19 protein-coding genes are annotated in these 21,904 nt (G+C 62.9%); 8 read left to right on the plus strand and 11 right to left on the minus strand.

All coding sequences use genetic code 11. The features are described from left to right. Positions 1–890, minus strand: an 890-nt coding sequence (locus tag IE125_RS05845; RefSeq protein WP_189443683.1) for a MalM family protein, incomplete at its 3' end; no start/stop codon positions are given. Between the two features lie 98 nt (positions 891–988). Next, the gene (locus tag IE125_RS05850; RefSeq protein WP_189443684.1) at positions 989–2,359 is read right to left on the minus strand and encodes a maltoporin; all 1,371 of its coding nucleotides are present in this window, start codon (positions 2,357–2,359) and stop codon (positions 989–991) included. Between the two features lie 1,004 nt (positions 2,360–3,363). On the opposite strand from IE125_RS05850, the gene IE125_RS05855 reads away from it, so the two are divergent. From IE125_RS05855 to IE125_RS05870, 4 genes are all read left to right on the plus strand, one after another. Further along, on the plus strand, positions 3,364–4,650 hold the full coding sequence (locus tag IE125_RS05855) for an ABC transporter substrate-binding protein (RefSeq protein WP_229808945.1): 1,287 nt from the start codon (positions 3,364–3,366) through the stop codon (positions 4,648–4,650). 217 nt (positions 4,651–4,867) lie between these two features. After that, entirely contained in the window at positions 4,868–5,773 is a 906-nt protein-coding gene (locus IE125_RS05860; protein WP_189443685.1) for a carbohydrate ABC transporter permease, read from the plus strand. Then, positions 5,770–6,663, plus strand: a complete 894-nt coding sequence (locus IE125_RS05865) for a carbohydrate ABC transporter permease (protein ID WP_189443686.1) — start codon at positions 5,770–5,772, stop codon at positions 6,661–6,663. The genes IE125_RS05860 and IE125_RS05865 overlap by 4 nt, the downstream gene beginning before the upstream one ends. Positions 6,664–6,670: 7 nt before the next feature. Beyond that, positions 6,671–7,825, plus strand: a complete 1,155-nt coding sequence (locus IE125_RS05870) for an ABC transporter ATP-binding protein (protein WP_189443687.1) — start codon at positions 6,671–6,673, stop codon at positions 7,823–7,825. A gap of 10 nt (positions 7,826–7,835) precedes the next feature. On the opposite strand, the gene IE125_RS05875 is transcribed toward IE125_RS05870, so the two are convergent. Beyond that, positions 7,836–8,975, minus strand: a complete 1,140-nt coding sequence (locus IE125_RS05875; protein ID WP_229808946.1) for an MFS transporter — start codon at positions 8,973–8,975, stop codon at positions 7,836–7,838. A 150-nt stretch (positions 8,976–9,125) separates the two neighbouring features. On the opposite strand from IE125_RS05875, the gene IE125_RS05880 reads away from it, so the two are divergent. Further along, complete coding sequence (locus IE125_RS05880; RefSeq protein WP_189443689.1) at positions 9,126–9,887, plus strand: IclR family transcriptional regulator; 762 nt, start codon at positions 9,126–9,128, stop codon at positions 9,885–9,887. A 107-nt stretch (positions 9,888–9,994) separates the two neighbouring features. On the opposite strand, the gene IE125_RS05885 is transcribed toward IE125_RS05880, so the two are convergent. The 5 genes from IE125_RS05885 to IE125_RS05905 form a co-directional block, all read right to left on the minus strand. After that, positions 9,995–10,651: an aspartate/glutamate racemase family protein gene (locus IE125_RS05885; RefSeq protein WP_189443690.1), complete on the minus strand. Its 657-nt coding sequence runs from the start codon at positions 10,649–10,651 to the stop codon at positions 9,995–9,997. Continuing rightward, positions 10,648–11,379: a dipeptidase PepE gene (gene pepE / locus IE125_RS05890; RefSeq protein ID WP_189443691.1), complete on the minus strand. Its 732-nt coding sequence runs from the start codon at positions 11,377–11,379 to the stop codon at positions 10,648–10,650. Before pepE ends, IE125_RS05885 begins: the two co-directional genes overlap by 4 nt. A 63-nt stretch (positions 11,380–11,442) precedes the next feature. Next, complete coding sequence (locus IE125_RS05895; protein WP_189443692.1) at positions 11,443–13,086, minus strand: OPT/YSL family transporter; 1,644 nt, start codon at positions 13,084–13,086, stop codon at positions 11,443–11,445. Between the two features lie 82 nt (positions 13,087–13,168). After that, positions 13,169–13,882, minus strand: coding sequence for an AroM family protein (locus IE125_RS05900; RefSeq protein ID WP_189443693.1), 714 nt, complete (start codon positions 13,880–13,882; stop codon positions 13,169–13,171). Beyond that, positions 13,879–14,820 (minus strand): DUF1177 domain-containing protein, encoded by a 942-nt coding sequence (locus tag IE125_RS05905; RefSeq protein WP_189443694.1) that lies wholly within the window; start codon positions 14,818–14,820, stop codon positions 13,879–13,881. Before IE125_RS05905 ends, IE125_RS05900 begins: the two co-directional genes overlap by 4 nt. A 107-nt stretch (positions 14,821–14,927) precedes the next feature. Between IE125_RS05905 and IE125_RS05910 the strand changes: the two genes are divergently transcribed. Both IE125_RS05910 and fhuE read left to right on the plus strand, forming a co-directional pair. Beyond that, the gene (locus IE125_RS05910) at positions 14,928–15,866 is read left to right on the plus strand and encodes a LysR family transcriptional regulator (protein WP_189443695.1); all 939 of its coding nucleotides are present in this window, start codon (positions 14,928–14,930) and stop codon (positions 15,864–15,866) included. Between the two features lie 109 nt (positions 15,867–15,975). Continuing rightward, on the plus strand, positions 15,976–18,165 hold the full coding sequence (gene fhuE, locus IE125_RS05915) for a ferric-rhodotorulic acid/ferric-coprogen receptor FhuE (protein WP_189443696.1): 2,190 nt from the start codon (positions 15,976–15,978) through the stop codon (positions 18,163–18,165). Positions 18,166–18,248: 83 nt separating this feature from the next. Here the strand turns inward: fhuE and IE125_RS05920 are convergent, their stop codons facing one another. Together IE125_RS05920 and IE125_RS05925 are read right to left on the minus strand one after the other, a co-directional pair. Further along, on the minus strand, positions 18,249–18,536 hold the full coding sequence (locus tag IE125_RS05920) for a DUF4235 domain-containing protein (protein ID WP_189443697.1): 288 nt from the start codon (positions 18,534–18,536) through the stop codon (positions 18,249–18,251). 140 nt (positions 18,537–18,676) lie between these two features. After that, positions 18,677–19,585, minus strand: a complete 909-nt coding sequence (locus tag IE125_RS05925) for a LysR family transcriptional regulator (protein ID WP_189443698.1) — start codon at positions 19,583–19,585, stop codon at positions 18,677–18,679. A gap of 121 nt (positions 19,586–19,706) precedes the next feature. On the opposite strand from IE125_RS05925, the gene IE125_RS05930 reads away from it, so the two are divergent. After that, positions 19,707–20,459 carry an SDR family NAD(P)-dependent oxidoreductase gene (locus tag IE125_RS05930; RefSeq protein ID WP_189443699.1) on the plus strand — a complete coding sequence of 251 codons (753 nt, stop codon included), beginning with the start codon at positions 19,707–19,709 and terminating at the stop codon, positions 20,457–20,459. A 121-nt stretch (positions 20,460–20,580) separates the two neighbouring features. Here the strand turns inward: IE125_RS05930 and IE125_RS05935 are convergent, their stop codons facing one another. Continuing rightward, complete coding sequence (locus IE125_RS05935) at positions 20,581–21,603, minus strand: LacI family DNA-binding transcriptional regulator (protein ID WP_189443700.1); 1,023 nt, start codon at positions 21,601–21,603, stop codon at positions 20,581–20,583. Positions 21,604–21,904: the final 301 nt, after the last annotated feature.

The raw sequence follows: 21,904 nt of genomic DNA on the forward strand, positions 1-21,904 counted from the left end.
TCCGCGAGCCAGGCCCGTGTGCCGGCTTGGCCCTCGCGCTCGGCACGGTCCGCTAGCTGAAGCGCCAGTTCGATATCGCCGGCCTTGAGTGCTGCCTGGATCATGCGGCGGTAATCCAGCGGTTCACTCGTCTCGGGAGACTCACGGCCTCTGACCGACGCTGGCGGCTCGGCGACCTCAGCCGTGCGCTGCATAGGTGCTGGCCGGGGGCTCTGATCCGAGACGAGCATAGGCGCTTCGCCCATCAAGGGAGCCACTTCCAGGATGATATCGCCGGTTGCCGTGTGCGTCGCGAGCGGGTCGGCGGTCGCGGGTTCGGCCAGCCCTCTTACCCGGGCATAGGCTTTCTCTTCCGACTCGTAGCGCGTCGTGGACGCGCGGTCCGCGGCGCTGGAGTAGACGATGAGGTAGCTCGCGGCCGGACCGGGCGTCAGACTGAATTCACCCGTCAGACGGGCGCCGGAAAATCCGCTCGGGCGACGCAGCGTCAGCGCTTCGCTCGGCATCTCCCTGACGGGGCGGTACGAAGCATCCAGGATCAGTATCGTGGGCGCAAAGAGCTGACCGTCGCGAATCGGGCTGGTCACGCTCAACGAGAGGGGGCCCCGACTCTGTGGCAGTTCGAAGGCATGGAAGAAGCTCTTGCCGTCACCGAAGTCGTGCGCCGGCGATTGCGGTGTGGCATTCAGCGTGATGCGCTCCTGCACGTCCAACGGGCGATAGGGTAGCGAGGCCAGCGAGGTACAGCAGTCGGGAGCGGTGGCCAAGGCCTGCTCTCCCGCCTGCGCGGAAACGCTCTGTGGTGGTGGCGTCATCAAAGGGGTGCTGCATCCCGCCAAGGCGAGCATCAGCGCCCCCAAGGGCAAGATCAGGCGATACGAATTCGACATTCGAGAACTCCCGCGGCGTCGAAAATGGCTCCAGAGCATCACGCTCCGGAGCCGCAAGGATCGAAACAGTACCGTCGGCAGACGGCCGACCGGCGTTCTCAGCTACCCCACCACACCTCCATCTGCGCGCCGAACGTCAAACCGTCCGTGTCGTCGAAGTCGACGTTGTTGGGCCCGGCGCCGGTATCCAGGGAATTGGAACTGCGAACGTCGTTCTGCTCCACGTAGGCGTCCCCGTTCCACTGCGCATAGGTGGCGAACAGGCGAATGGTCGGTCTGATCATGGCGCCGCGTCCCGCCGACCACTGCTGAGCGATGGTGAGTTTGGTCACGTGATGGTCGCTGTCGTTGTAGCCGACGCCACCGCTTTGCGGCGAGATGTGATCGTAGCCGAGCTCGACCGCGGTGCTCATGATGTCGCTCCAGTAGTAGACCGGGCGCACACCGGCGGAGAACCACTGCCGGCCTGTGTTGTCGTCCATGTCCTTGTCCTCGTAGACGAGAGCGTAGAGCATGTCGAGCTGATCCGGCACCAGCCATACCTGACCATGATCGAGCACTCGCCACATGCTGCCTTCCTGGCGCAGCGAGCCGGTGCCACGGCCGACCGCATTACCATCCCGCGTGATGATGCCGTCGGTGGCGTACTGCACGGCGAACTTGTTGCTGCCGCCGAACCAGTCGCTCTGGGTATGCTCGAGGGTGCCCATCCAGCCCTTGTCACCCTCGTCGTAGTCGACGCCGTACTCGTCGTAGTAATCCTTTTGCCAATCGGAAAGCGACGAGCGGCCGTAATCGAGGCCCACTTCCAGGGAGCCACCGGGATTGACGGGGATGCCACCCCACCGAACGTCGAGCGTGTCGTCGGAAATCTGCTGTCCGGCGTCGGGGAAGAGTCCATCGCCATCGTCGTCGCCCTCGCTTCGTGTCCACGAGAAGCTCAGCGCACCGGTGCCGACGTCGATATCCGAGATGCCCACGCCTGGCCCGGAGACATCCCAGTAATAGAAGTCATTCATATGAATGTCGTGACGCTTGTAGAAGCGTTTGCCCGCCCACAGCGTCGCCCCGGGCAGGCCGCCGAACACGTTCGTGCCGGAGACGTACATCTCTCGCAGGGAAATATTGTTGTCGTCGTCCTTCAACGACTCGTCGTCGTTGTCCTGCGCGGTGACGTAGGCGACGCGGCTGGCGAAATCGAAGGTCGTGTCCTGCTGCTGATAGAGCTGCGCGCCCAGGCCTATCTCGGCATAGGTCTCGCACTCGTTACCGAGACGATATTTGGCAGGTGCCCCGGCGGCCTTGAAGCAGGTCTGGCTACCTCCACCGGAGGTCGAGCCGATGCCCGAGCGAGCGTAACCGAAGAATTCCGGGTCGATATCGGCATGCGCCAACATCGGTAACGTACAAAAGGCGCCAACGATGGCTGCGCATAGCCGTCGGCGAGGCAAGTCGTGTGAGCCCAGCATGGTTCCCGTTCCTCTTGAATGTCGAGTGGTGTCTTGAATGTCGATTGGCGTTGTTCGATCCATCGAGTGTTGCCGCAACATCCATCGCCAATGACAAGCGCCTCATGACGAATGCCATTTGCCTTCCTGACATTGCCGATGGCCGTGCTCGGTCGTCCCCTTCGGCTTTAAAGTCCGCGGGGCTTTTTTATCGATAATGAGACAATGGGTAACGGATTTACCCAGGTCTGTTCATTGAATCGTGGCCGTGTGAATGGAGATTTTTATCATTGAAATCTCTCTCGTTTGGTCTCGAATGTGTTCCGCCCGTGACGCCCTATCGACTTGATGATCGAGGCGGCGTTTCATCATGTCCTGCTGATTGTTCGATTCATTGGATGAATTCCATCGGCCAACGGCTTTTCGGCGAGAGGATGTCGATAGCGTGGCGTTGTCGATAAAGACATCTTTGATAAAGACGTCGTCGAAAGTGCGGCGTTGGCATCTCGCGCCGATAATGACAGGTTTCTGTAAACTTTCATTCTGACTATGGTCTAGGCAGACCAAGGTCTTAGCTGTCTCTGCAGGGGTTCGATATAAAGCCTTGTGGAATAGGGTATTAGTCATGCGGCGGCATATTATTCAAACGTTTGTTCATACAAAAGTATTAAATATTACGCAGCCTGGTGGTTTTGTTACCCTTGATCTTTGTCGCGTTAAAGACAGACAAGCCGCGCGGCTGCCCTCAACTTTTCTTTATAAAACATGTTTGTGAAAGGTGGCGGGAGAGTGTGAGTGCGGTGTGCTATTTCGGTCCGCGAGCTGTCAGATTTATACGCTCGGGATGGTGATGAAGGGGGCTGGAAGATAGTTCGTTAACGGTCTGCGTCTATGGTTGTATTGTGACTCTTGAATGGCTGCATGATATTCCCCCTCAGTCCGGTCGGCATGGTTGCGCTAGTGGAATCTCGCGTGGACGCGAACCGGGGCAATCAATAAAAACGAGGGCTTTGGGAATGCACGCCATGACGAGAACAACGAAAGCTAGAACGCTGCTCAACTGCATGAGTTGCGCATTATTGCCTTTGGCCTTGGCCATCACTGGCGTCGCCCAGGCGCAGGATAACGGCGAAGTCGAGGTTCTGAACTGGTGGACATCGGGGAGTGAGGCAAAAGCCCTGGGAGCACTCAAGGACGATCTTGCCGAAAAGGGCATCGGCTGGAAAAACATGCCGGTGGCCGGCGGCGCGGGCACCAACGCCATGGCGGTGCTGCGTTCGCGTATCACTTCGGGGAATCCGCCAACCGCCGCTCAGGTTCTCGGTTATGACGCCCGTGACTGGGCCGAGCGCGATGCGCTGGCCACGCTCGATGACGTGGCAACGTCGGAGCAGTGGAACGACGTGTTTCCTGCCGCGATCCAGGACTTCGCCAAGCACGACGGTCACTGGATCGCGGCGCCGTTCGAGATCCACTCGACCAACTGGGTCTGGGCCAACAAATCGATGATGGATGAACTGGGCATCGAACAGCCGACCAGCTGGGATGAGTTCATCGCGTCTCTGAAGAAAGCCAAGGAGGCGGGCTATACCGGTCTCGCCTACGGTGGACAGCCCTGGCAGGACACCACCGTCTTCGAAAACGTGGTGCTCGCCACCGGTGGCGCGGATTTTTACCGTCAGGCGCTGATCGATCTGGATCCACAGGCGCTCGACTCCGACACCATGGTCGAAACCTTCGACAATCTGCGCGAACTGCTGAAGTACAAGGATGACAACTCGCCGGGCCGGGACTGGAACCTGGCAACGGCCATGGTGATCAACGGCAAGGCGCTCTATCAGATCATGGGGGATTGGGCGAAAGGGGAATTCCTCAACGCCAACCTGGAACCGGGCAAGGATTTCATGTGTTTCCGCACGCCGGGTACGCAGGATGCCGTCACGTTCAACAGCGACCTGATGATCATGTTCGAGACCGACGACGGTCAGCAACAAGCGATGCAGAAGACCATGGCCCAGATCATCGGCTCGCCGGATTTCCAGATCGCCTTCAGCCAGATCAAGGGCTCGGTACCTGCACGCACGGGGCTCTCCGCCGACAAACTGGACGCTTGCGCCCAGCGTGGCTACGAGCAGGTCAAGGCCGCCGCCGACAACGATACGCTGATGGGCAGTCTGGCTCATGGCTACGCCGCGCCGGCTTCCGTGAAGAACGCCGTATTCGACATCATCTCGTCGTTCGTCAACAGCGACATGCCCAGCGACGTGGCGGCCGAGCAACTCGCGGCGGCAGTACAGAGCGCGACCTCCTGACCTTTAGGGAAGCACTGCATAAATGTCTGCGCGAGCGAATCGCTGCGTTGCGTGGTACTGGGGCGCCAGTCCGATCGACACTCGCCTAACCCCAAGTTATGTCTCGTGTTCTGTGTTCCATGCGCCTTGCGGCGGAACGCCGCCCCGGTTATCTCGCTCGTCGATTTATGCAGCGCTTCCTTAGATCCCTGGATCGAAACCACGTATCGAGGTCACGATGTCCGATACCGCTTCGCCACACGGCAAGGGAGTGCGTGAGCGGTTGCAGCACTGGTTGCCCAAGCTCGTGCTGTCGCCCTCCTGCGTTCTGATTCTGTTCTTCGTCTATGGCTTCATTGCCTGGACCAGTTATATCTCGTTCAGCGACTCCGGCATGATGCCCGACTACGCCTGGGCCGGGCTGCGTCAGTGGTCGCGTCTCTGGAGTTCCTGGACCTGGGGCATCGCGCTGCACAACATCTGGGTCTTCGGGCTGCTCTATATCGTCAGCTGCACGGTCCTGGGGCTGCTGCTGGCGATTCTGCTCGACCAGCGCATTCGTGCCGAGGGCGCGCTGCGCACCATCTATCTCTATCCCATGGCGCTGTCGTTCATCGTCACTGGCACGGCGTGGCAGTGGTTTCTCAATCCCGGGCTCGGGCTCGAGAAGACGATGCACGACCTGGGTTGGGAGAGCTTCAGCTTCAACTGGCTGATCGACGCCAACATGGCGATCTATACGGTGGTGATCGCGGCGGTGTGGCAGGCGACCGGCTTCGTGATGGCGATGTTCCTGGCGGGCCTTCGCGGCATCGACGGGGAAATGATTAAGGCCGCCCAGATCGACGGCGCGCCGGCCTGGAAGATCTACGCGCGGATCATCATTCCGCAGCTGCGGCCGGTATTCCTCAGCGCCATCGTCGTGCTCGCCCATCTCGCCATCAAGAGCTTCGACCTGATCGTGGCGATGACCGGCGGCGGGCCGGGCAATGCCACCGCCGTGCCGGCGACCTTCATGTACTCCTACGCCTTCTCGCGCAACGAGATGGGCATCGCGGCGGCCAGTGCGGTGTTCATGCTGGCGGTGATCGCTGCGCTGATCATTCCCTATCTCTATTCCGAACTGCGGGAGCCGCGCTCATGAGTGTCGCCACGTCCGCCCGCGCGGCCTCGTCACCGGGGCGTCGTATCACCCTCGGCCGCGCGATTCTCTATGCGCTCCTGCTGTTCTTCGCCGTGCTCTATCTGCTGCCGCTCTACGTGATGCTGACGACGTCGTTCAAGCCGTTGGCCGAAATCCATCAGGGCAACATGCTGGCGCTGCCCGAGCAGTGGACTTTCGCCCCCTGGCGCGAGGCCTGGGGCAGCGCCTGCATCGGCCTGGAGTGCAGCGGGGTTCACGGTTATTTCTTCAACAGCATCAAGATCGTGGTGCCGGCGGTGCTGATCTCCGGCCTGCTCGGGGCGTTCAATGGCTATGTGCTGACCAAATGGAAGTTTCGCGGCCACAAGATCGTCTTCGGCCTCATTCTGTTCAGCTGCTTCATTCCGTTTCAGATCATCCTGCTGCCGATGGCGCGGGTGCTGGGAATTCTGCATCTGGCCAACAGCACTTCCGGCCTGGTGCTGGTGCACATCGTCTACGGCATCGGCTTCACGACGCTGTTCTTCCGCAACTATTACGCCAACTTCCCCGATGAGCTGGTGCGCGCGGCGCAACTCGATGGCGCCGGCTTCTTCACCATCTTCTTCCGGATTCTGCTGCCGGCCTCGGTGCCGATCATCGTGGTCACGATCATCTGGCAGTTCACCAACGTCTGGAACGACTTCCTGTTCGGGGTCTCCTTCGCCTCCGGTGACAGCGCCCCGATCACGGTCGCGCTCAACAATCTGGTCAACAGCTCCACCGGCGTGAAGGCCTACAACGTCAACATGGCGGCGGCGATGGTGGCTGCGGTGCCGACGCTGCTCGTCTATATCCTGGCGGGCAAATACTTTCTGCGCGGTCTGATGTCGGGATCGGTCAAGGGCTGAGGAATTCATGAGCTTTCTGCACATTCATCACGTTCACAAGCGATTCGGCGAGACCCATGTGCTCAAGGGCGTCGACATCGAGATCGAAAAGGGCGACTTCCTGGTACTCGTCGGCCCCTCCGGCTGCGGCAAGTCGACACTCCTCAACATGATCGCGGGGCTCGACTCGATCAGCGAAGGCGAGCTGCGTCTCGACGGCCAGCGCATCAATGAACTGCACCCCTCGAAGCGCGACATCGCCATGGTGTTCCAGTCCTACGCGCTCTACCCGAGCATGACGGTCGCCGGCAATATCGGCTTCGGCCTGGAGATGCGCAAGGTGCCGCGGGCGGGGCGGCGGGCCGCCATCCAGCGTGTCGCCGAGCTTTTGCAGATCGAGAACCTGCTCAAGCGTAAACCGGCCCAGCTTTCCGGCGGCCAGCGCCAGCGCGTCGCCATGGGGCGAGCGCTAGTGCGCGATCCGCAGCTCTTTCTGTTCGACGAGCCGCTATCGAATCTCGATGCCAAGCTGCGCGTCGACATGCGTACCGAGATCAAGCAGCTGCATCAGCGCCTCGGCACCACAATCGTCTACGTCACCCATGACCAGATCGAAGCGATGACGCTGGCGACACGAATCGCCGTGATGCGTGCTGGCGAGCTTCAGCAATTGGGCACGCCGCAGTCGGTGTACGACGATCCCAACAACCTCTTCGTTGCCGGTTTCATGGGCTCGCCGTCGATGAATCTTGTGCCAGCGCGTATTGCCGAGAAGGCGGGCGCCCTGGTGGCGCTGATCGAGACCGAGAAAGCCACCCTCGCGCTGCCCATCGTACGCGACCGGCAGGCGCTCACCGACTGGTGTGATAAAGCGGTGATGCTAGGGCTGCGCCCGGAGGCGATCACCGACCCGGCGAGCGCCAATCGTGACGGTGGCGAGATCTTCGAGGCTGATCTCGAGGTCGATCTGGTCGAACCGACGGGGGCCGATCTCTACGTCGTCACCCGGCTCGGTGGCACCAACGTCAACGCCCGCATGCGCCCCGGTTCGCCACCGCAATCTGGAACGCAAACCCGCTTCGCCTTCGACGTCTCGCGCATGGTGGCCTTCGATCCGGACAGTGAAGCGCGAATTCGCGATAGGGCGAGCGTCGGGTCGGCGCCGCTCGCGAGCTCGGCCTGATATCGGCTCCTTACATATTGGCGAGCCGCCGATCTACACGGGCGCTGGTCCATAGCCAGACACCGACGATCAGCGCGAACATGGCGGCGACGAGAAAGATCAGGCTGCGCGAGCCGGGAATGAATTCGCTGAAGGCGGAGAGAAACTGGCCGGTGAAGATCGCCATCGACAGGTAGGCCAGGTTGCGGCCGCGCAGTGCGGCGTGGCTCTGCTCGACCGTCATGTGGTTGACCAGCGGCACGGAGAGGCCGAAGCCGATACCCATGAGAACCGCGCCGACGAGCATCAGCGGCAGCGATGCGGCCAACGAGAACAGACCGTGGGCGACGGCATAGGCCGTGAATGCCACGAGCAGCGTTGTCGATTCGCCGACTCGCCCGACGACGCGGGGCATCAGCGCGGCGGCGCCGACCGCCACCAGTGACACGAACGAGAGAAAGTTGCCGGTTTCCGCTTCGTTCAACCCCAGGTCGTGAAGCTGGTAGGGCAGCACGATGACGCCGAGGAAAAACACGATCATCGAGGCACAGGCGGCGGCGTAGACCCGCTTCAACGCACGCCCCAGCGCAGTCGAGTCCGGCGTTTGTGCCCCTTCCGAGGAAGCCGGCGGTCGGGGCACGAATAGCCACACCATGAGCAGCATCAGCCAGGCGAAGAGATAGAGCGCGAAGGGCCACGACCAGGCGAGTCCGGCGAGAAAACCGCCCAGGCTCAGAAAGATCACGCCCCCCAACTCGATGCTCATGCCCTGGCGCGCGATCATCTTCAGACGCGCCTCTCCTTCGTAAAACGCCGATATCAGCCCCGTACCGGCAGACATCACCACGGCCGTGGCTCCCCCCAGCAGCAGTCGGTCCAGAAATACCGGCACGAGGCCATGCAGAAAGACGCCGCCAGCGCCCAGCAAGCCGTAGAGAAACAGACCGATGCACAGCGCGCGATAGAGCCCGAGCGCCTGAATGGCCCGGCCCGCTAGCGGCCCGAACAGGACCACGCCCAGCGACGGAATCGTCACCAGCCAGCTGGCTGCATCGGCGACGCCCAGCTCCCGCGCGATCGCCGGCAGGCCGGGCACGATGACGCAACCGACCATGATCGTCAGGCATGCCACCATCAGTAGCGTGAAGGCCCCTAGACGAGAAATTTTCACTTGTCCGTTCATCGGTACACTGTTCCGTATATAGGGATGGTGTCATGCTGGTTGGCGGTCGCTATGCTGTCAAGCGACGAGCGCGCCGGGTTCGGGGCGCGATAGGAGGAAGCCACGAGCTGGCAGGCGGATGACGTAAAAGGAGACGAGGTGAGCGAGACAGGCGGAAACGACAGCGGCGGCAAGCAGGTGGTGGCGCGGGCCGCGGCGATTCTCAACGCGCTGGAGAGCGAGCCGCGGGGCATGAGCCTTGGACGAATCGCCAAGGCGACCGATCTACCGCGTACCACGGTGCATCGGCTGGTCGTCTCGCTGGAAGCGCAGCAGCTGGTCGCGAGTGGCAGCGAGGGCATCCGCCTGGGCCCGGCGCTGGCGCGGCTGGCCGCTGCGGCCCATGTGGACGTGGCCGATATTGCCCGGCCGTTCGTCGAGTCGCTGGGGCGGCGCACGCGTGAGACGGTCGATCTCAGCGTCTATCGCGGCCGGCACGCGGTCTCGGTCGACCAGTTCGCCTCCGATCAGGAGCTGCGCGTCGTCTCGCCAGTCGGTACCGCCTTTCCCATTCACTGCACCGCGCATGGCAAGGCGCTGCTGGCGGCGCTGTCGGTGACGGAAGCCGAGCGCGTGCTGAACGAATCGCCGCTGGAGGCTCGCACGCCAGCGTCGGTGACCGACGCCACCGCATTGATGCGGCAGCTGGCGACGATTCGGCAAGGCGGCGTGGCCGTGGACCGGGAAGAACATGCCGAAGGCGTTTGCGGGCTGGGTATCGTCCTGAACACCGGCGCCACCGAGCGCTATGCGCTGTCGTTGGCGGTGCCGTCGCAGCGCTTCGCGCGTCAGCAGGAGAAGCTGGAAGCGGCGCTGCGCCAGTGTGCGGCCGAGATCGAATCGAAGCTCGGTATGACATGAGCCGGCAGCGGCCTGGCTGGCTGACGATCAGGCCGACGCCGGCGCCAGATCGAGCCGGTTACGGCGACCCGTTTAACGGCCCGAGTCAGTGAGCTCTCGACGCAAGCTCAGACATCCGTCAGCCGCCTGGCCATGACCGCGCCCGCCGCCAGCACCGGATTTACGACGGGGAGATTCGTGTAAGGCGCGACCAGTGCGGCGACATCGGTCGTCGCCATACCGGTGCAGGCGAGCGCAATGGTGTCGGCGCCTTCGGCCTCCAGTGCCTGCACGGCGGCAATGATCGCCAGCTTGCCGGCGTCCGTGTGAATGTCGTGAGTGCAGGCGACACCGTCCGGCTGGCGATAGCGCATCAGGCGTTCGCCGAGGCGGGCGTGGAAGACCGGCGGGGCGTCCAGCTCGATGCCGATGGCGCCGATACGAGTCCCGAGTGTCAGCGCCCGCTCGCAGCATGCCTCACCGGCGCCAACGACCGGAATCGATAGCGTGGCCTTGAGCTTCTTGAGGCCCGGGTCCGCGGCGCAGCTGACTATCAGGCCGTCGAGTGTCGGCGCCCAGTCGCGCGCCAGCGCCTCGATCTGCGGCAGCGCTCGGGCCAGCGTGGCGGCGTCATGGATGCCATTGGGCTGATCGGGCAGGCAGCGGGTTTCGAAGGCGAGCGTCGAATATCTTTCCGCAAGACTGGCTTGAATCAGGCGCTGATGATGCTCGAGAAAGGTCTGATCCGCCGAGGTCACCACGCGCAGAATGCCGATGCGTGTCATGCCTTCGCTCTCGTCGTCAACAGATCGTCCAAGCGACTGCCCGCCGCGATCGACTGCTCGCCATCGGCGGTGAAACTCACGCCGTCGAGTTCGCCGACGAGCGTCAACGAATCGCCGTCGCGGCGCAGCGCCGTACCCTCGCGCAGTGCGACCACTCGCGCCTCGGGATTGAGCGCCAGATACTCGGCCAGACGCTCTTCGCGGCTTTCGCCGTTGTGACCAGCCACCTTGCCGCTGATGAAGTGCGGATTGATCTGGAACGGCACCAGACCGAGCGTAGTAAAGCTTGGCGGTTCGACGATCGGCATGTCGTTTGTGGTGCAGAGCGTGGGGCCGGCGATGTTGGAACCGGCGCTCCAGCCGATAAAGGGCCTGCCCGCCGCGACGCGCTCGCGAAGCGCGTCCAGCAGGTCGGCGTCGTAGAGCCGTTTGACCAGCGCGAAGGTGTTACCGCCGCCCACGGCGACCGCCTCGGCATCACGCACGGCAGCGATGGGATCGGCGGCCTGATGGAGGCTCTCGAGCGTCAGTCCGATAGCCGCGAACGCCGGGCGAACCTGCTCGAGATAGGCGTCGAAGGTCTTGCCGACACCGGCGAAAGGGATGAACAGCACCCGACGAATCGGCGTGGGATTGGCATTGAGAAAATCGGCGATCAATGGCTGGGCGTGATCGAGATAGCCGGTGGTGCCGGCGCGGGAACTGCTCAACAACAGAAGACGTGACATGCGATGACTCCCGGCTGCAACGGACGGCCCGGCGTTGGCGGACGGGGCCGTCCGGTATCGGATTTACTTCGAGCCCAGCTTGAGGGTCGAGGAGAAGAAGCTGTAGAGCGCCGAGCCGGTGATGAAGCCGGCACCGAGGACATAGAGTTTCTGGCTGCCGGTGTTGCCGAAGCGCTTGACGACGAGCCAGCGGATGATCAGGGCCAGATAGATCACGATACCGGCGATCGGCGAGGTAATCAGCAGTCCGGTCGCCAGCAGCACACCGATCTGGCGCGAAACGCCGCCGACGGCCTGGATGATCGCCCCGACGACGCCCCAGATCAGGAGCTGCTTGGCGACTTCGAGACTGGCGCCGGCGTCGATGGTGGCGACGTAGACGCGGGCGACCGGCGGCACTAGGTCGGCAGCGAAGTAGGCGCTGAAGGCAAAGGCCACGATTACGATCGCCACGCCGAAGCTGAACAGTTCGGCGAAGTACTGCTGGCGCCGTCCATCCAGCTCATACGCTTCGTCACGACCCTCATCTCGAATCGTCCAGCCAGCCTTAAGGTCATAGGCCATGTCGGCGAACGCCGGGCCGGTGGCGACGGTGAATGCGACCAGCACGCCCAGCGCGGTGGTCGGAAATCCGAGCAGCATACCGATGACCAGGAAGATCAGCGCGGTGGCGAACGACGGGAACCAGCCCGAATGCATCGCCGCGATGCCGACGATCAGTTCGGAGGCCATGGCCGCCAGCGCCGCGAACACCAGCCAGCCGATCAGCATGCCCATCGACATGCCGGTATAGACGCCGGTGCCGAGCGCCAGGATCAGCGCAATGATCAGATAGGCGCCGAAGCCGCTCAGCATGGCGGTACGCATTTGCAGGGCGGAGCGGGTCGGGCGCTGAGTCGATTCGCCGTCGCTCTCCTTCTGACGGCGGTCGCGGCGCATCAGCAGCAGAATCTGCGCCAACGCGACCAGCCCGGCGCCGATCATGATTCCGTGCGGGATGTAGGCGCTGGCGATGTCGAACCCGAACAGGGTCTCGGAATAGCCGCGCAGGATCAGCCCCAGTGCCAGCGCGCACATGGCGAAGACGTTGGCGATCCAGGCGATACCGAACATGTCGGCGGGAATGCCGAACGCCTTGCCGACCACGCCGCCGACCATGCCGACCAGCAGAATCACGGCGTTATGGCCCTTGGCGGCAGCGGCCTTGAGCGCTTCCGCCGTGGCCAGCCCCGGTGGCCAGGCCGCGCGGGCCGAGAAGATCTTGCTGTCGAACGAGAAGTAGAGAATCGAGGCGTCGGTGATGACCGCCAACGCGGCGCCGATCAGCATCGGTATCAGCATCTCGGATTCGCCCATCAGAAACGGAATCGCCAGCGGCAGCAGCAGACCATTGGCGGCGGAGAAGGTCGCCCCCGAGATAGTCGTCTGAACCAGCGTCTGGCTTTCCAGCGAGCGGTAGCGGCGGAACATGCGCAGCGGGATGTAGGAGAGCAGAATCGCGATCAGCGCACCGATGATCGAAGTATTGGGTGTCACCCCGACGCGAGTGATCAACTCCATGCCGATGATCGCACCGAGCACGCAGACGATGACGTTGATGACCATCTGCCCGGGCGAGAAAAAGCGCGGGTGCCGGCCCGATGGCGTGGCATCGTCGGTGTTGACGGCGGTCGGCGGCGAAGTGACTTGTAGATCGTTGTCGTTCATGTCGTTGTCGTTCCCGTCATTACGGTTGTTGTCGTTGCTACAGCGGGCGCCGAGGAACCGTGCCGGCGGTTCGGGCCCGCGTTCAGCGTGCGAGCAGCAGGTTCGCTGCGTTGAACACGAGTTGGCGCGGCGTGAGCGTGCGCTGCCCGGAGAGTTCGGCGATTCGAGCCCGGTGGGCGAGGGTGTAACCCATGCAGTCCAGATAGAGCAGGTCCGGCGCTTCACCGTCGATTCGGTACGCCGTCGCCTCGCGCGCGGCACGCTCCAGCTCGGCGAGATCCCCATAAGGCGAGGCGCTCAAAGTCCCGACGCGAAAGCCTGCCGCTTCCCATCGCGCCCGCGTATTTGCCATCTGCCGCGCTTCCGGGCTCATCACCAGCAGGCGGCCTTCCGGGAACAGCGCCTGGATGCCATGACGCACCAGGCGTTTGGGCGAAAGCACCGGCACGCCCAGGTCGCGATAGTCCGGCAGTTCTCCGGTGCACAGCACGACGATGGCGTCGACGCCGTCTTCTCTCGCCATGGTGCGGATCGCGCTGTCCAATAGCGGCTCCAGATCCGGTTCGGCGATGGTCACCTGGCGACCGTCGCGCATGCGCGAGACCAGCAACTGCGGCTGATCGCCGACCGGATAGCGAGACTCGATCTCCTCGAGCGTCAGCGCGTCGAGCGCGCCGCGTTCGACAACCTCGATATCCGCTGCCAGGAGCACGGCGAGATCGTCGTGCAGGTCCGTGCGCGGTGCCTGGCCAATGGTGACGATGCCGAGTCGTACGTGGGCGGAGGCCGTGTTCATCCCCGCGCTCCGCCCTGCTGAAAGCGGGTCTGTTCGCCGTAGAGTTCCACCAACAGTGCGTACTCCTCGGCATCGAAGAACTGACAGAGGCCGGCAGTGAAGTCCTTGGCGACCTCGACCGCGAAGCGCGCGGCCTGCTCGATATCGACCTCATGACTGGCGCCGGTAGCACAGCCGGCGACGGCGGTTTCGGCGGCCAGCGCCACGCCGACGACCGGCGCCGTCGTGGCAACGGCCGGCTGCAGAATGCTGTTGAGGTGATGCAGGCCGTTGCCGTAGGGCGTGATGTCCTGCTGGGTCAGCGCGAAGACCTCCGGCAGGCGACCGGTAACGCGCGACATCACGTCCATCAGGCTCTCGCTGGTGCGCAGGATGTAGCCCTGCTTGACCGTCGGCGACATCGCCACGCCACGTACGTTGATGATGCGATTGCCCTTGGTGGTGTCGATGGAGACGATCGCGTCCATGGCCGGATCGATCTCGTGCTCCCAGGTGTCCTCGAAGCTGATCGGAGAGTCCATGAACGGCACCGGATGATGCTCGCGCGTCGGCGCATCGGGGCAGATATGCGTCGTCACGATCACGTCGCCGGCCAGCCGGTCACCGTTGACGGCCATGCCGATCAGCTTGGCCGCGGCGGCGCTCGCTGCCAGGGCGCCATCGCCGTCGGAGACATAGCCGACAATCTCCGGACGCGCACCGATGCCGCCGAGGCGGCCGATGACGCCGAGTGTCGGGGCGTCGCCACCGGCTTGCTTGCCACTGTGACCGGCAATGACCACATGCAGAAAATCCGAAGCGCCTTTCTCGGAGGTGACACGGGTGACCTTGACCGTCTCGGGCGCCGCGCCGCAGGCGACCAGGTATGCCTTGACCCGCTCGCCCGAGGCGCTCGGACTATCCAGGATTTCGTGCAGATCGATGACTTGCTTCAGCATGGTTGTCGGTCCAGATAGGCGAGAAAGGGATTTTCGAGTCAAGGCAGAATACGTGGCGGAATTAATCGGATAAATTTGAATGAAGAATGGATTGATTGGATATTCCGATGAATAACGTTACCGCCCGCCAGCTCGAAGCACTGATCGCCGTCGCCGATCTCGGCAGCTTCACGGAAGCCGCTGAAAAGCTTCATTTATCCCAGCCTTCGCTGAGTCATCTCGTGCGTCAGCTCGAGGATATCCTCGGCGTGAAACTGTTCGAGCGGACGACGCGCAAGGTGAGATTGTCCGAGCCCGGACAAGCGTTCCTGCCGGTCGCGGAGCGCGTACTGGCGAGGCTGGAACGCGGCATGCAGGATATGCGCGCACTGGCCGAAGGGCAGCGTGGACGGCTCAGCTTCGCCGCGTTGCTCACCGTCGGCGGCAGTCTGATTCCCGCCGCCATGGCCGAATTCCAGTCGCGCTATCCGGATATCGGCCTGGAGTATCTCGAGGAGAGTGACGAGCCGATCTATCAGCAGGTGATGGCCGGCGACGTCGACTTCGGTGTCAGTGTCGCGCCCGCCGCCGTCGACGAGGTCGATTTTCAACCGATCTACAAGGACTACCTCTATTTCGTCTGCTCGCCGCGTCATCCGCTGGCGGAGGCCGACGAGGTGAGCTGGCACCAGATCGTCGAGTGGCCGTTCATCGCCATGAAGACACGCACCAGCATGCGACGTCTGACCGAGCGGGGGTTCGAGATCGCGGGAAAACCGATGACGCCGGTGCAGGTCGCGGCCTATCAATCGACCATTCTCGGCATGGTCGCCAACGACATCGGCGTCAGCGCCTTGCCGTCATCGCTGAAGATGATGTTTCGCCGCGACGACGTCTGTCTGATTCCGATCCGCGAACGCCTCTATCGCGATATCGGTGTGCTCACCTCCCGGCGGCGCGAACTCTCGCTCGCCGCCGAGCGATTCATCGAAGTGTTGAAAGAGGTCGTCGAAGCCAACCGCTCGCTGCTACCGAGCCCGGCCGTGGATCGCGAGTCTTCTTCCTGAAAATGCGAATGATTGTCATAATTATTGACAGTCTTGGTGCGGCTGATAACAATCCTTGGGCTGATTGATCGATAATTCGGCGTGCCGGACACGCCTCCAAGGGAACACAATGAATAAACGCTCCTGCCTGCCGGTGATACCGGTGTGTGCGAACGGCCATGTCGTTCGCCTAGCGCCGCTCGTTCTTTTCTCGTCCGTGGCTGCACTGCTCTCTCCCTTGGCCTCGGCGCAGACCGATGACGAGGCCGCCCAGCTTGACGCGGTAACTGTCACTGCCTCCAACCTCTACGAGAATGTGGGTTACACGCGTCGCTCGACAACGGCCGGGACACGCTTCGATTTGAGCCCGCGCGAGATTCCGCAAGCAGTCAGTATTGTCACCGAGCAGCGCATCCGGGATCAGGACCTGCAGGACATCGAGGATGTGCTCTCCAATACGACGGGAATTTCCACCAGCCAGATCGACAGCAATCGCGTGTCGTTCTACTCCCGCGGTTTTCGTCTCAACAGCTATCAGTACGACGGTATCCCCACACTCAATACGGATAGTCGCTGGTACTTTGGCGAGGGCTCTCAGAACACGGCGATCTATGACCGTGTCGAGGTCGTTCGCGGCGCCAACGGGCTGATGACGGGAGCGGGGAACCCCGGCGCCTCGGTCAACTTCGTGCGCAAGCACGCTGACAGTCGTGAACTGACGGGTTCGGTATCCGGCACGCTGGGCAGTTGGGATCAGCGCCGAGGCGTGGTCGATGTCACCACCCCGCTGACTGGGTCAGGCGACGTCAGGGCGCGTTTTATCGGTGGCTATGACTCCGGTGATTCTTACCTGGATCGCTATTCAAGCCGCGAGAAGTTCGGTTACGCGATCATCGATGCCGACGTCACCGACAACACGACGATATCGGTCGGTTACGACTATCAGGATACCCACGCATCCTCACCGACCTGGGGTGGGATGCCGCTCTGGTACAGCGACGGTAGCGAAACCAATTACACGCGTTCGTTCAGCGTGGCGCCGGATTGGTCCTACTACGATTTCGAGTCCAAGAAGGTCTTTGCTCAGCTTGAGCACCGTTTCGACAGCGGTTGGGAACTGCACGGTACGGTGACCCACGAAGAGACGGATCTGGACGGCAAGCTGGCTTCTCCCTATTACGAGCCTTATTACTCATCACCCGACCCGGCCACAGGACAAGGTTCCTTCTTCTTTACGGGGTGGAATCGCGGCGAGCGCAAGGTGGACTCGTTCGATGGCTATGCCAAGGGACCATTTGCGCTTTTCGGACGCGAGCACGAGCTAGTCGTCGGTGGCAGCTACAGCGACCAGAGCAACGATTACGAAAACAGCTTCATCGATGGATTCGATCCCGGCGATCTCGACAACTGGAACGGCGCGGCGCCGAACGATGGCTGGCCCTCCTTCGTGCCGTCGGAGCGCGCGAGTACCCGTCAGCAAGCCGTGTACGGCGCCGTGCGCTTCTCGCTAGCTGACCCGCTGACGCTGATCGTCGGTGCACGCTATACCGACTGGCAGGGCAGAACCTGGTCGAGCGGCCTCGGCAACGCCTCACAAAGCGAAGACGACATTACGCCGTACGGTGGTTTGATTTACGACATCAACGAGGTCTGGTCGGCGTTCGTCAGCTATAGCGAAATCTTTCAGCCGCAGAGTTATCTCGAGGTGGGCGGCAATGGCTATCTCGATCCGCTCAAGGGCAAGAACTACGAAACCGGCCTGAAGGCGGCCTGGTTCGACGGACTGCTCAACGCCTCCTTCTCGGTCTTCCGGCTCGAGCAGGACAACGTGGCGGATGTCGTCCTGACGCCGGGCTCGTTGATTACCACGGCCACGCCGGTCAGCGAGGTGGTCAGCGAAGGCTTCGAGGCCGAGCTCACAGGTGCCGTGACCGATGATCTCGACGTCACGGCCGGATTCACCCACTACACGGCAACATCGGCTGAGGGCTCATTCAATACGGATCGCCCACGCACTCAGGCCAATCTCTTTGCCAGCTACCGCGTGCCGCAGTGGCGCCAGCTGACGGTCGGCGGCGGGGCCCGCTGGCAGAGTGATACCTTCGTCGATCAGCCGGCGCCCGGTGGCGGGAATCGCGAGTACGAGCAGGACAGCTACACGCTGGTCGATGTCTTCGGGCGCTACCAGTTCACGCCGGATCTGGCACTGCAGGTCAACGTGCACAACCTGTTCGACAAGAAGTACTACAGCTATTTCGACACCTACGGTGTCTACGGTGAGCCGATGAACGTGACGTCGACGCTGTCGTACTCGTTCTGATCCCGTCGCGATTCTCGCGGCGCCAAAAACTCGACCGCCATCCACGCGAGGTGAATGGCGGTCGTTTCGTCTCTTGTGACTGATCAATCCTCGAGCTTTGAAAGCACTCTCTGCCCGCGTCGCGTCCGACGAGCTCGGCGCATGCCGCTGGAGGCGAGCTTCCAGCCCACGATGCGGCCGATGCCGACTGCCATGCCGGAAGCGGCACCCCAGAGTAGCGCTTCGCGCCAGCGCACCTCGGGATCGTCCGGATTGACCGGCGGCTCGAAGGCATGACGCCGCGAGGTGTGCTTGAGCGATTGGCGCGTCGCCACGCCAGAGAGAATTGCGGTGGATGTGCCGATGATCGTCCAGAGCGTTTGCGGTTTCATGCTGGCCTCCTTGCCGAATGATCGTGTTCAGAATGGCCGATGATTGGTCATCTCTCCAGCCGGGCGCTTCGCTATCCGTTCAGCCTGGCGCTTCGGTTTGGCTGAATGACTCACGCTCTCGGCGGTGCGTCATCTGGTGCTCAGCGCCACACCGGGTCGGTGAGCCGCTCGGCGAAGAACCGGGCGAGCGCTTCTACCTTGGCGGGGCGAGCGCGAATCGTCGGGGTGACGAAGTACAGACCGCCCTGTTGCAGGGGCCAGTCGGTCAGTATCGTCTCCAGACGTCCATCGCGAAGGTATTCGCCGATCATAAATTCCGGCATTTCGGCGACGGCCAGGCCCGAGAGCACCGTCGGCAATAGGGCTTCTGCGTTGGTGACCCGCAGGCAGCCAGCGGGCATGACGGTCTCCTCGGCTCCCGCCGCGTCGACAAAGCGCCAGGCGTCGCTGCGCGCCCGATAGGCGTAGCCGAGGCAGTCCCGGCCATCGAGCTCGCGTGGATGCCGCGGCCTGCCCTGGCGCTTGAGGTAGGCCGGCGCCGCGACGATATAGCGGGCCACTGGACACAGGCGGCGTGCGACCAGCGACGAGTCCGGGAGAATCGCGATCCTGAGGGCGGCGTCGAAGCCCTGGCCGATCAGATCGACCGCCTCGTCGGAGAGATGGAGATCGATCGAGATATCCGGGTAGGCGCGGAAGAAGTCCGGCAGGATCGGCGCCACCCAGCGCAGTCCGAACGCCATCGGCACCGCAAACCGTATCAGCCCCCGTGGACTGGCCGATAGCTCCCGCGCCGCCTGTTCCACCTCCTCGGCGTCCTGGTAAAGGCGGCTGGCGCGCGCCAGCAGGCTTTGACCGAACTCCGTCAGCGCCAGCTGCCGCGAGGTGCGATTGAAGAGCCGGGCCCCGAGACGCGTTTCGAGCCGGCCAATCGCCCGCGAAACTGTCGCCACGGAAAGCCCGGTCACGCGCGCGGCTGCGGCGAAAGAACGCTCCTCCGCCACCTTGGCGAAAATGGCCAGGCCTTCGAAATCCGGCAATCTGCTCATGACGGGAACCTTTCTTGGTCTTCATTTTTGCAATGATACTTTGCAATCAATTCTATTTTGCGTTTTTCGGGGCGGGATTATGCTTTTCCTCAGTCACTGACACCCACCCGAGGAAAACACCATGTCACGCAAACTCGAAGGCAAGATCGCACTCGTCACCGGCGCCACCAGCGGCATTGGCCTGGCCACCGCCCAACGCTTCGCGCAGGAGGGGGCCCACGTCATCATCACCGGACGCCGGCCCGTCGAACTCGAGACGGCGGTGGCCGCCGTCGGTAACGCCACCGGCATCCGGGTCGACTCCAGCAAGCTCGAAGAGCTCGATACCCTGTATGAACGGATCACGGCTGAACACGGGCGTCTCGACGTGCTGTTCGTCAACGCTGGCGGCGGCTCGATGCTGCCGCTCGGCAGCATCACCGAACAGCAGTACGACGATACCTTCGATCGCAACGTGAAGGGCGTGCTGTTCACCGTGCAGAAGGCGCTGCCGTTGCTGGCCGAGGGCGCCTCGGTAATCCTGACCGGCTCGACGGCGGCCAGCGAAGGGACCGAAGCCTTCAGCGTCTACGCCGCTTCCAAGGCTGCCGTGCGCGCCTTCGCCCGCAACTGGGTGCTTGATCTCAAGGGCCGCCAGATCCGCGTCAATACGCTGAGCCCCGGCGCCACCCGGACGCCAGGTCTGGTCGAACTGGCCGGGCCCGGCGCTGCCGAGCAGCAGGGCCTGCTCGACTTCCTGGCCGCGAAGATCCCCATGGGCCGTGTCGGCGAGCCCGACGAGATCGCCAAGGCTGCAGTCTTCCTCGCCTCGGATGACTCGAGTTTTATCAGCGGCACCGAGCTGTTCGTCGACGGCGGCCAGGCCCAGATCTAAGTCCGGCGCCGTCGGCGAGCCGCTCCGAGCGTGGCCGGCAAGTCAGCCGGCCACCTCCTGGCGGCAAGCGGCAGCGAGCCTGGATCGAGTCGTCGTGTCGGATGCTCAGGTGCTCAGGTGCTCAGACACTCTCCCGCACCACCAGTCTCACGCCGAGGTCGAGTCGCTTCTCGTCCTCGGCGAGTTCGTCTTCGAGACTGGCAAGTAGCAGCCGCGCTACATGTTGGCCGATCTCTCGGCGCGGCGGTTCGATGGTGGTCAGCGGCGGCACGGTGCTGCGGGTGAAGTCGAGGTTGCCGAAGCCCGCGAGCGCGAGGCGGCCGGGAATGTCGATGTTCTGGCGCTGGCACTCGAACAGCACGCCGAGCGCGACCATGTCATTGGAGCAGGCGATCGCCTCGATCTCCGGGTGCGATTCGAGCAGATCACGGGTCAGCTTGCCGGTCTCCGAAGCGTCGCTGCGCCCGCTCAGCTCGCAAAGTTCGACCGTGCCGCCGGCGGCCTCGACGCTATCGCGAAAGCCGGCGTAGCGATCTCGCGCGCGCACGTCGCGCTGAAAGTTGGTACTCACGAACGCGGTACGGCGGCGGCCACTGGTCAGCATGTGCTCGGCGATCAGGCGGCCACAGGCGTGATGCGAGAATCCCACTACCATATCCAGCCCCGGCTGGCCGAAGTCCCACATCTCGACGATCGGCGTCCGGGTTCTGGCGAGCAGCGAGAGCGTACTGCGGCTGTGCAGAAAACCGGTCACCACTAGGCCGGCAGGATTCCAGCTCAGAATCGAGCGGATCAGCTCCTCCTCGCGGGAGACGTCGAATTCGGTATTGCCGATCAGGAGTTGATAGCCGGCGCTGCGCAGATGGCGCTCCAGTGTTTCCAGTGTCTCCGAGAAGAACGAGTTGGTGATGGTCGGCACCAGCACGCCGATGACGTTGGAGCGCGACGAGGCGAGCCCGCCCGCCATGGTGTTGGGCAAGTAGCCGAGCCGGTCGATGGCCGACTGAATCTGCTCGGCGCGTTGCGGCGAGACCTCGTCCGGGCGGCGCAGGTAGAGCGAGACGGTGCTGGGCGAGACATTCGCCAGCCTCGCGACCTCGCCCATGGTGATGCGTTGGGAACCGCGTCGCTGTCGTTTCGCCAATCCGTTCTCTCCTTACGGACTTGACCTGCTGGTCAGCAGGCTAGCCGCTATCTTGCGCCTGTTGGATATATATCGAAGCGCTATGAACTCAAGCCCCTTGCGCCAATAAGGTCATGAATTATTGATCGTTCCCATTTCGCCCCGTCGCGGTAGTGTACCGATTCAAGCGCGTGACTTTGCAGCCCTCGGTCGCTTGCGGTCGAACAAGACTTTGGTCGCGACCTGCGACGAATGGACGATGGCAGTCGATTGTTGCGCCTGAATCGTAGCGCTACGATTTTAAGCCAATTCGATCTTGTTC

This window comes from Salinicola rhizosphaerae (genome assembly GCF_014652715.1).
GTDB lineage: Bacteria > Pseudomonadota > Gammaproteobacteria > Pseudomonadales > Halomonadaceae > Salinicola > Salinicola rhizosphaerae.

Coding starts and splice junctions, on each gene's coding strand:
- IE125_RS05930 (WP_189443699.1), top strand. CDS start 19,707: ATGTCACGCAAACTCGAAGGCAAGATCGCACTCGTCACCGGCGCCACC.
- IE125_RS05870 (WP_189443687.1), top strand. CDS start 6,671: ATGAGCTTTCTGCACATTCATCACGTTCACAAGCGATTCGGCGAGACC.
- IE125_RS05885 (WP_189443690.1), bottom strand. CDS start 10,651: ATGACACGCATCGGCATTCTGCGCGTGGTGACCTCGGCGGATCAGACC.
- IE125_RS05860 (WP_189443685.1), top strand. CDS start 4,868: ATGTCCGATACCGCTTCGCCACACGGCAAGGGAGTGCGTGAGCGGTTG.
- IE125_RS05925 (WP_189443698.1), bottom strand. CDS start 19,585: ATGAGCAGATTGCCGGATTTCGAAGGCCTGGCCATTTTCGCCAAGGTG.
- IE125_RS05920 (WP_189443697.1), bottom strand. CDS start 18,536: ATGAAACCGCAAACGCTCTGGACGATCATCGGCACATCCACCGCAATT.
- pepE (WP_189443691.1), bottom strand. CDS start 11,379: ATGTCACGTCTTCTGTTGTTGAGCAGTTCCCGCGCCGGCACCACCGGC.
- IE125_RS05855 (WP_229808945.1), top strand. CDS start 3,364: ATGACGAGAACAACGAAAGCTAGAACGCTGCTCAACTGCATGAGTTGC.
- IE125_RS05865 (WP_189443686.1), top strand. CDS start 5,770: ATGAGTGTCGCCACGTCCGCCCGCGCGGCCTCGTCACCGGGGCGTCGT.
- IE125_RS05850 (WP_189443684.1), bottom strand. CDS start 2,359: ATGCTGGGCTCACACGACTTGCCTCGCCGACGGCTATGCGCAGCCATC.
- IE125_RS05900 (WP_189443693.1), bottom strand. CDS start 13,882: ATGAACACGGCCTCCGCCCACGTACGACTCGGCATCGTCACCATTGGC.
- IE125_RS05905 (WP_189443694.1), bottom strand. CDS start 14,820: ATGCTGAAGCAAGTCATCGATCTGCACGAAATCCTGGATAGTCCGAGC.
- IE125_RS05910 (WP_189443695.1), top strand. CDS start 14,928: ATGAATAACGTTACCGCCCGCCAGCTCGAAGCACTGATCGCCGTCGCC.
- IE125_RS05895 (WP_189443692.1), bottom strand. CDS start 13,086: ATGAACGACAACGATCTACAAGTCACTTCGCCGCCGACCGCCGTCAAC.
- fhuE (WP_189443696.1), top strand. CDS start 15,976: ATGAATAAACGCTCCTGCCTGCCGGTGATACCGGTGTGTGCGAACGGC.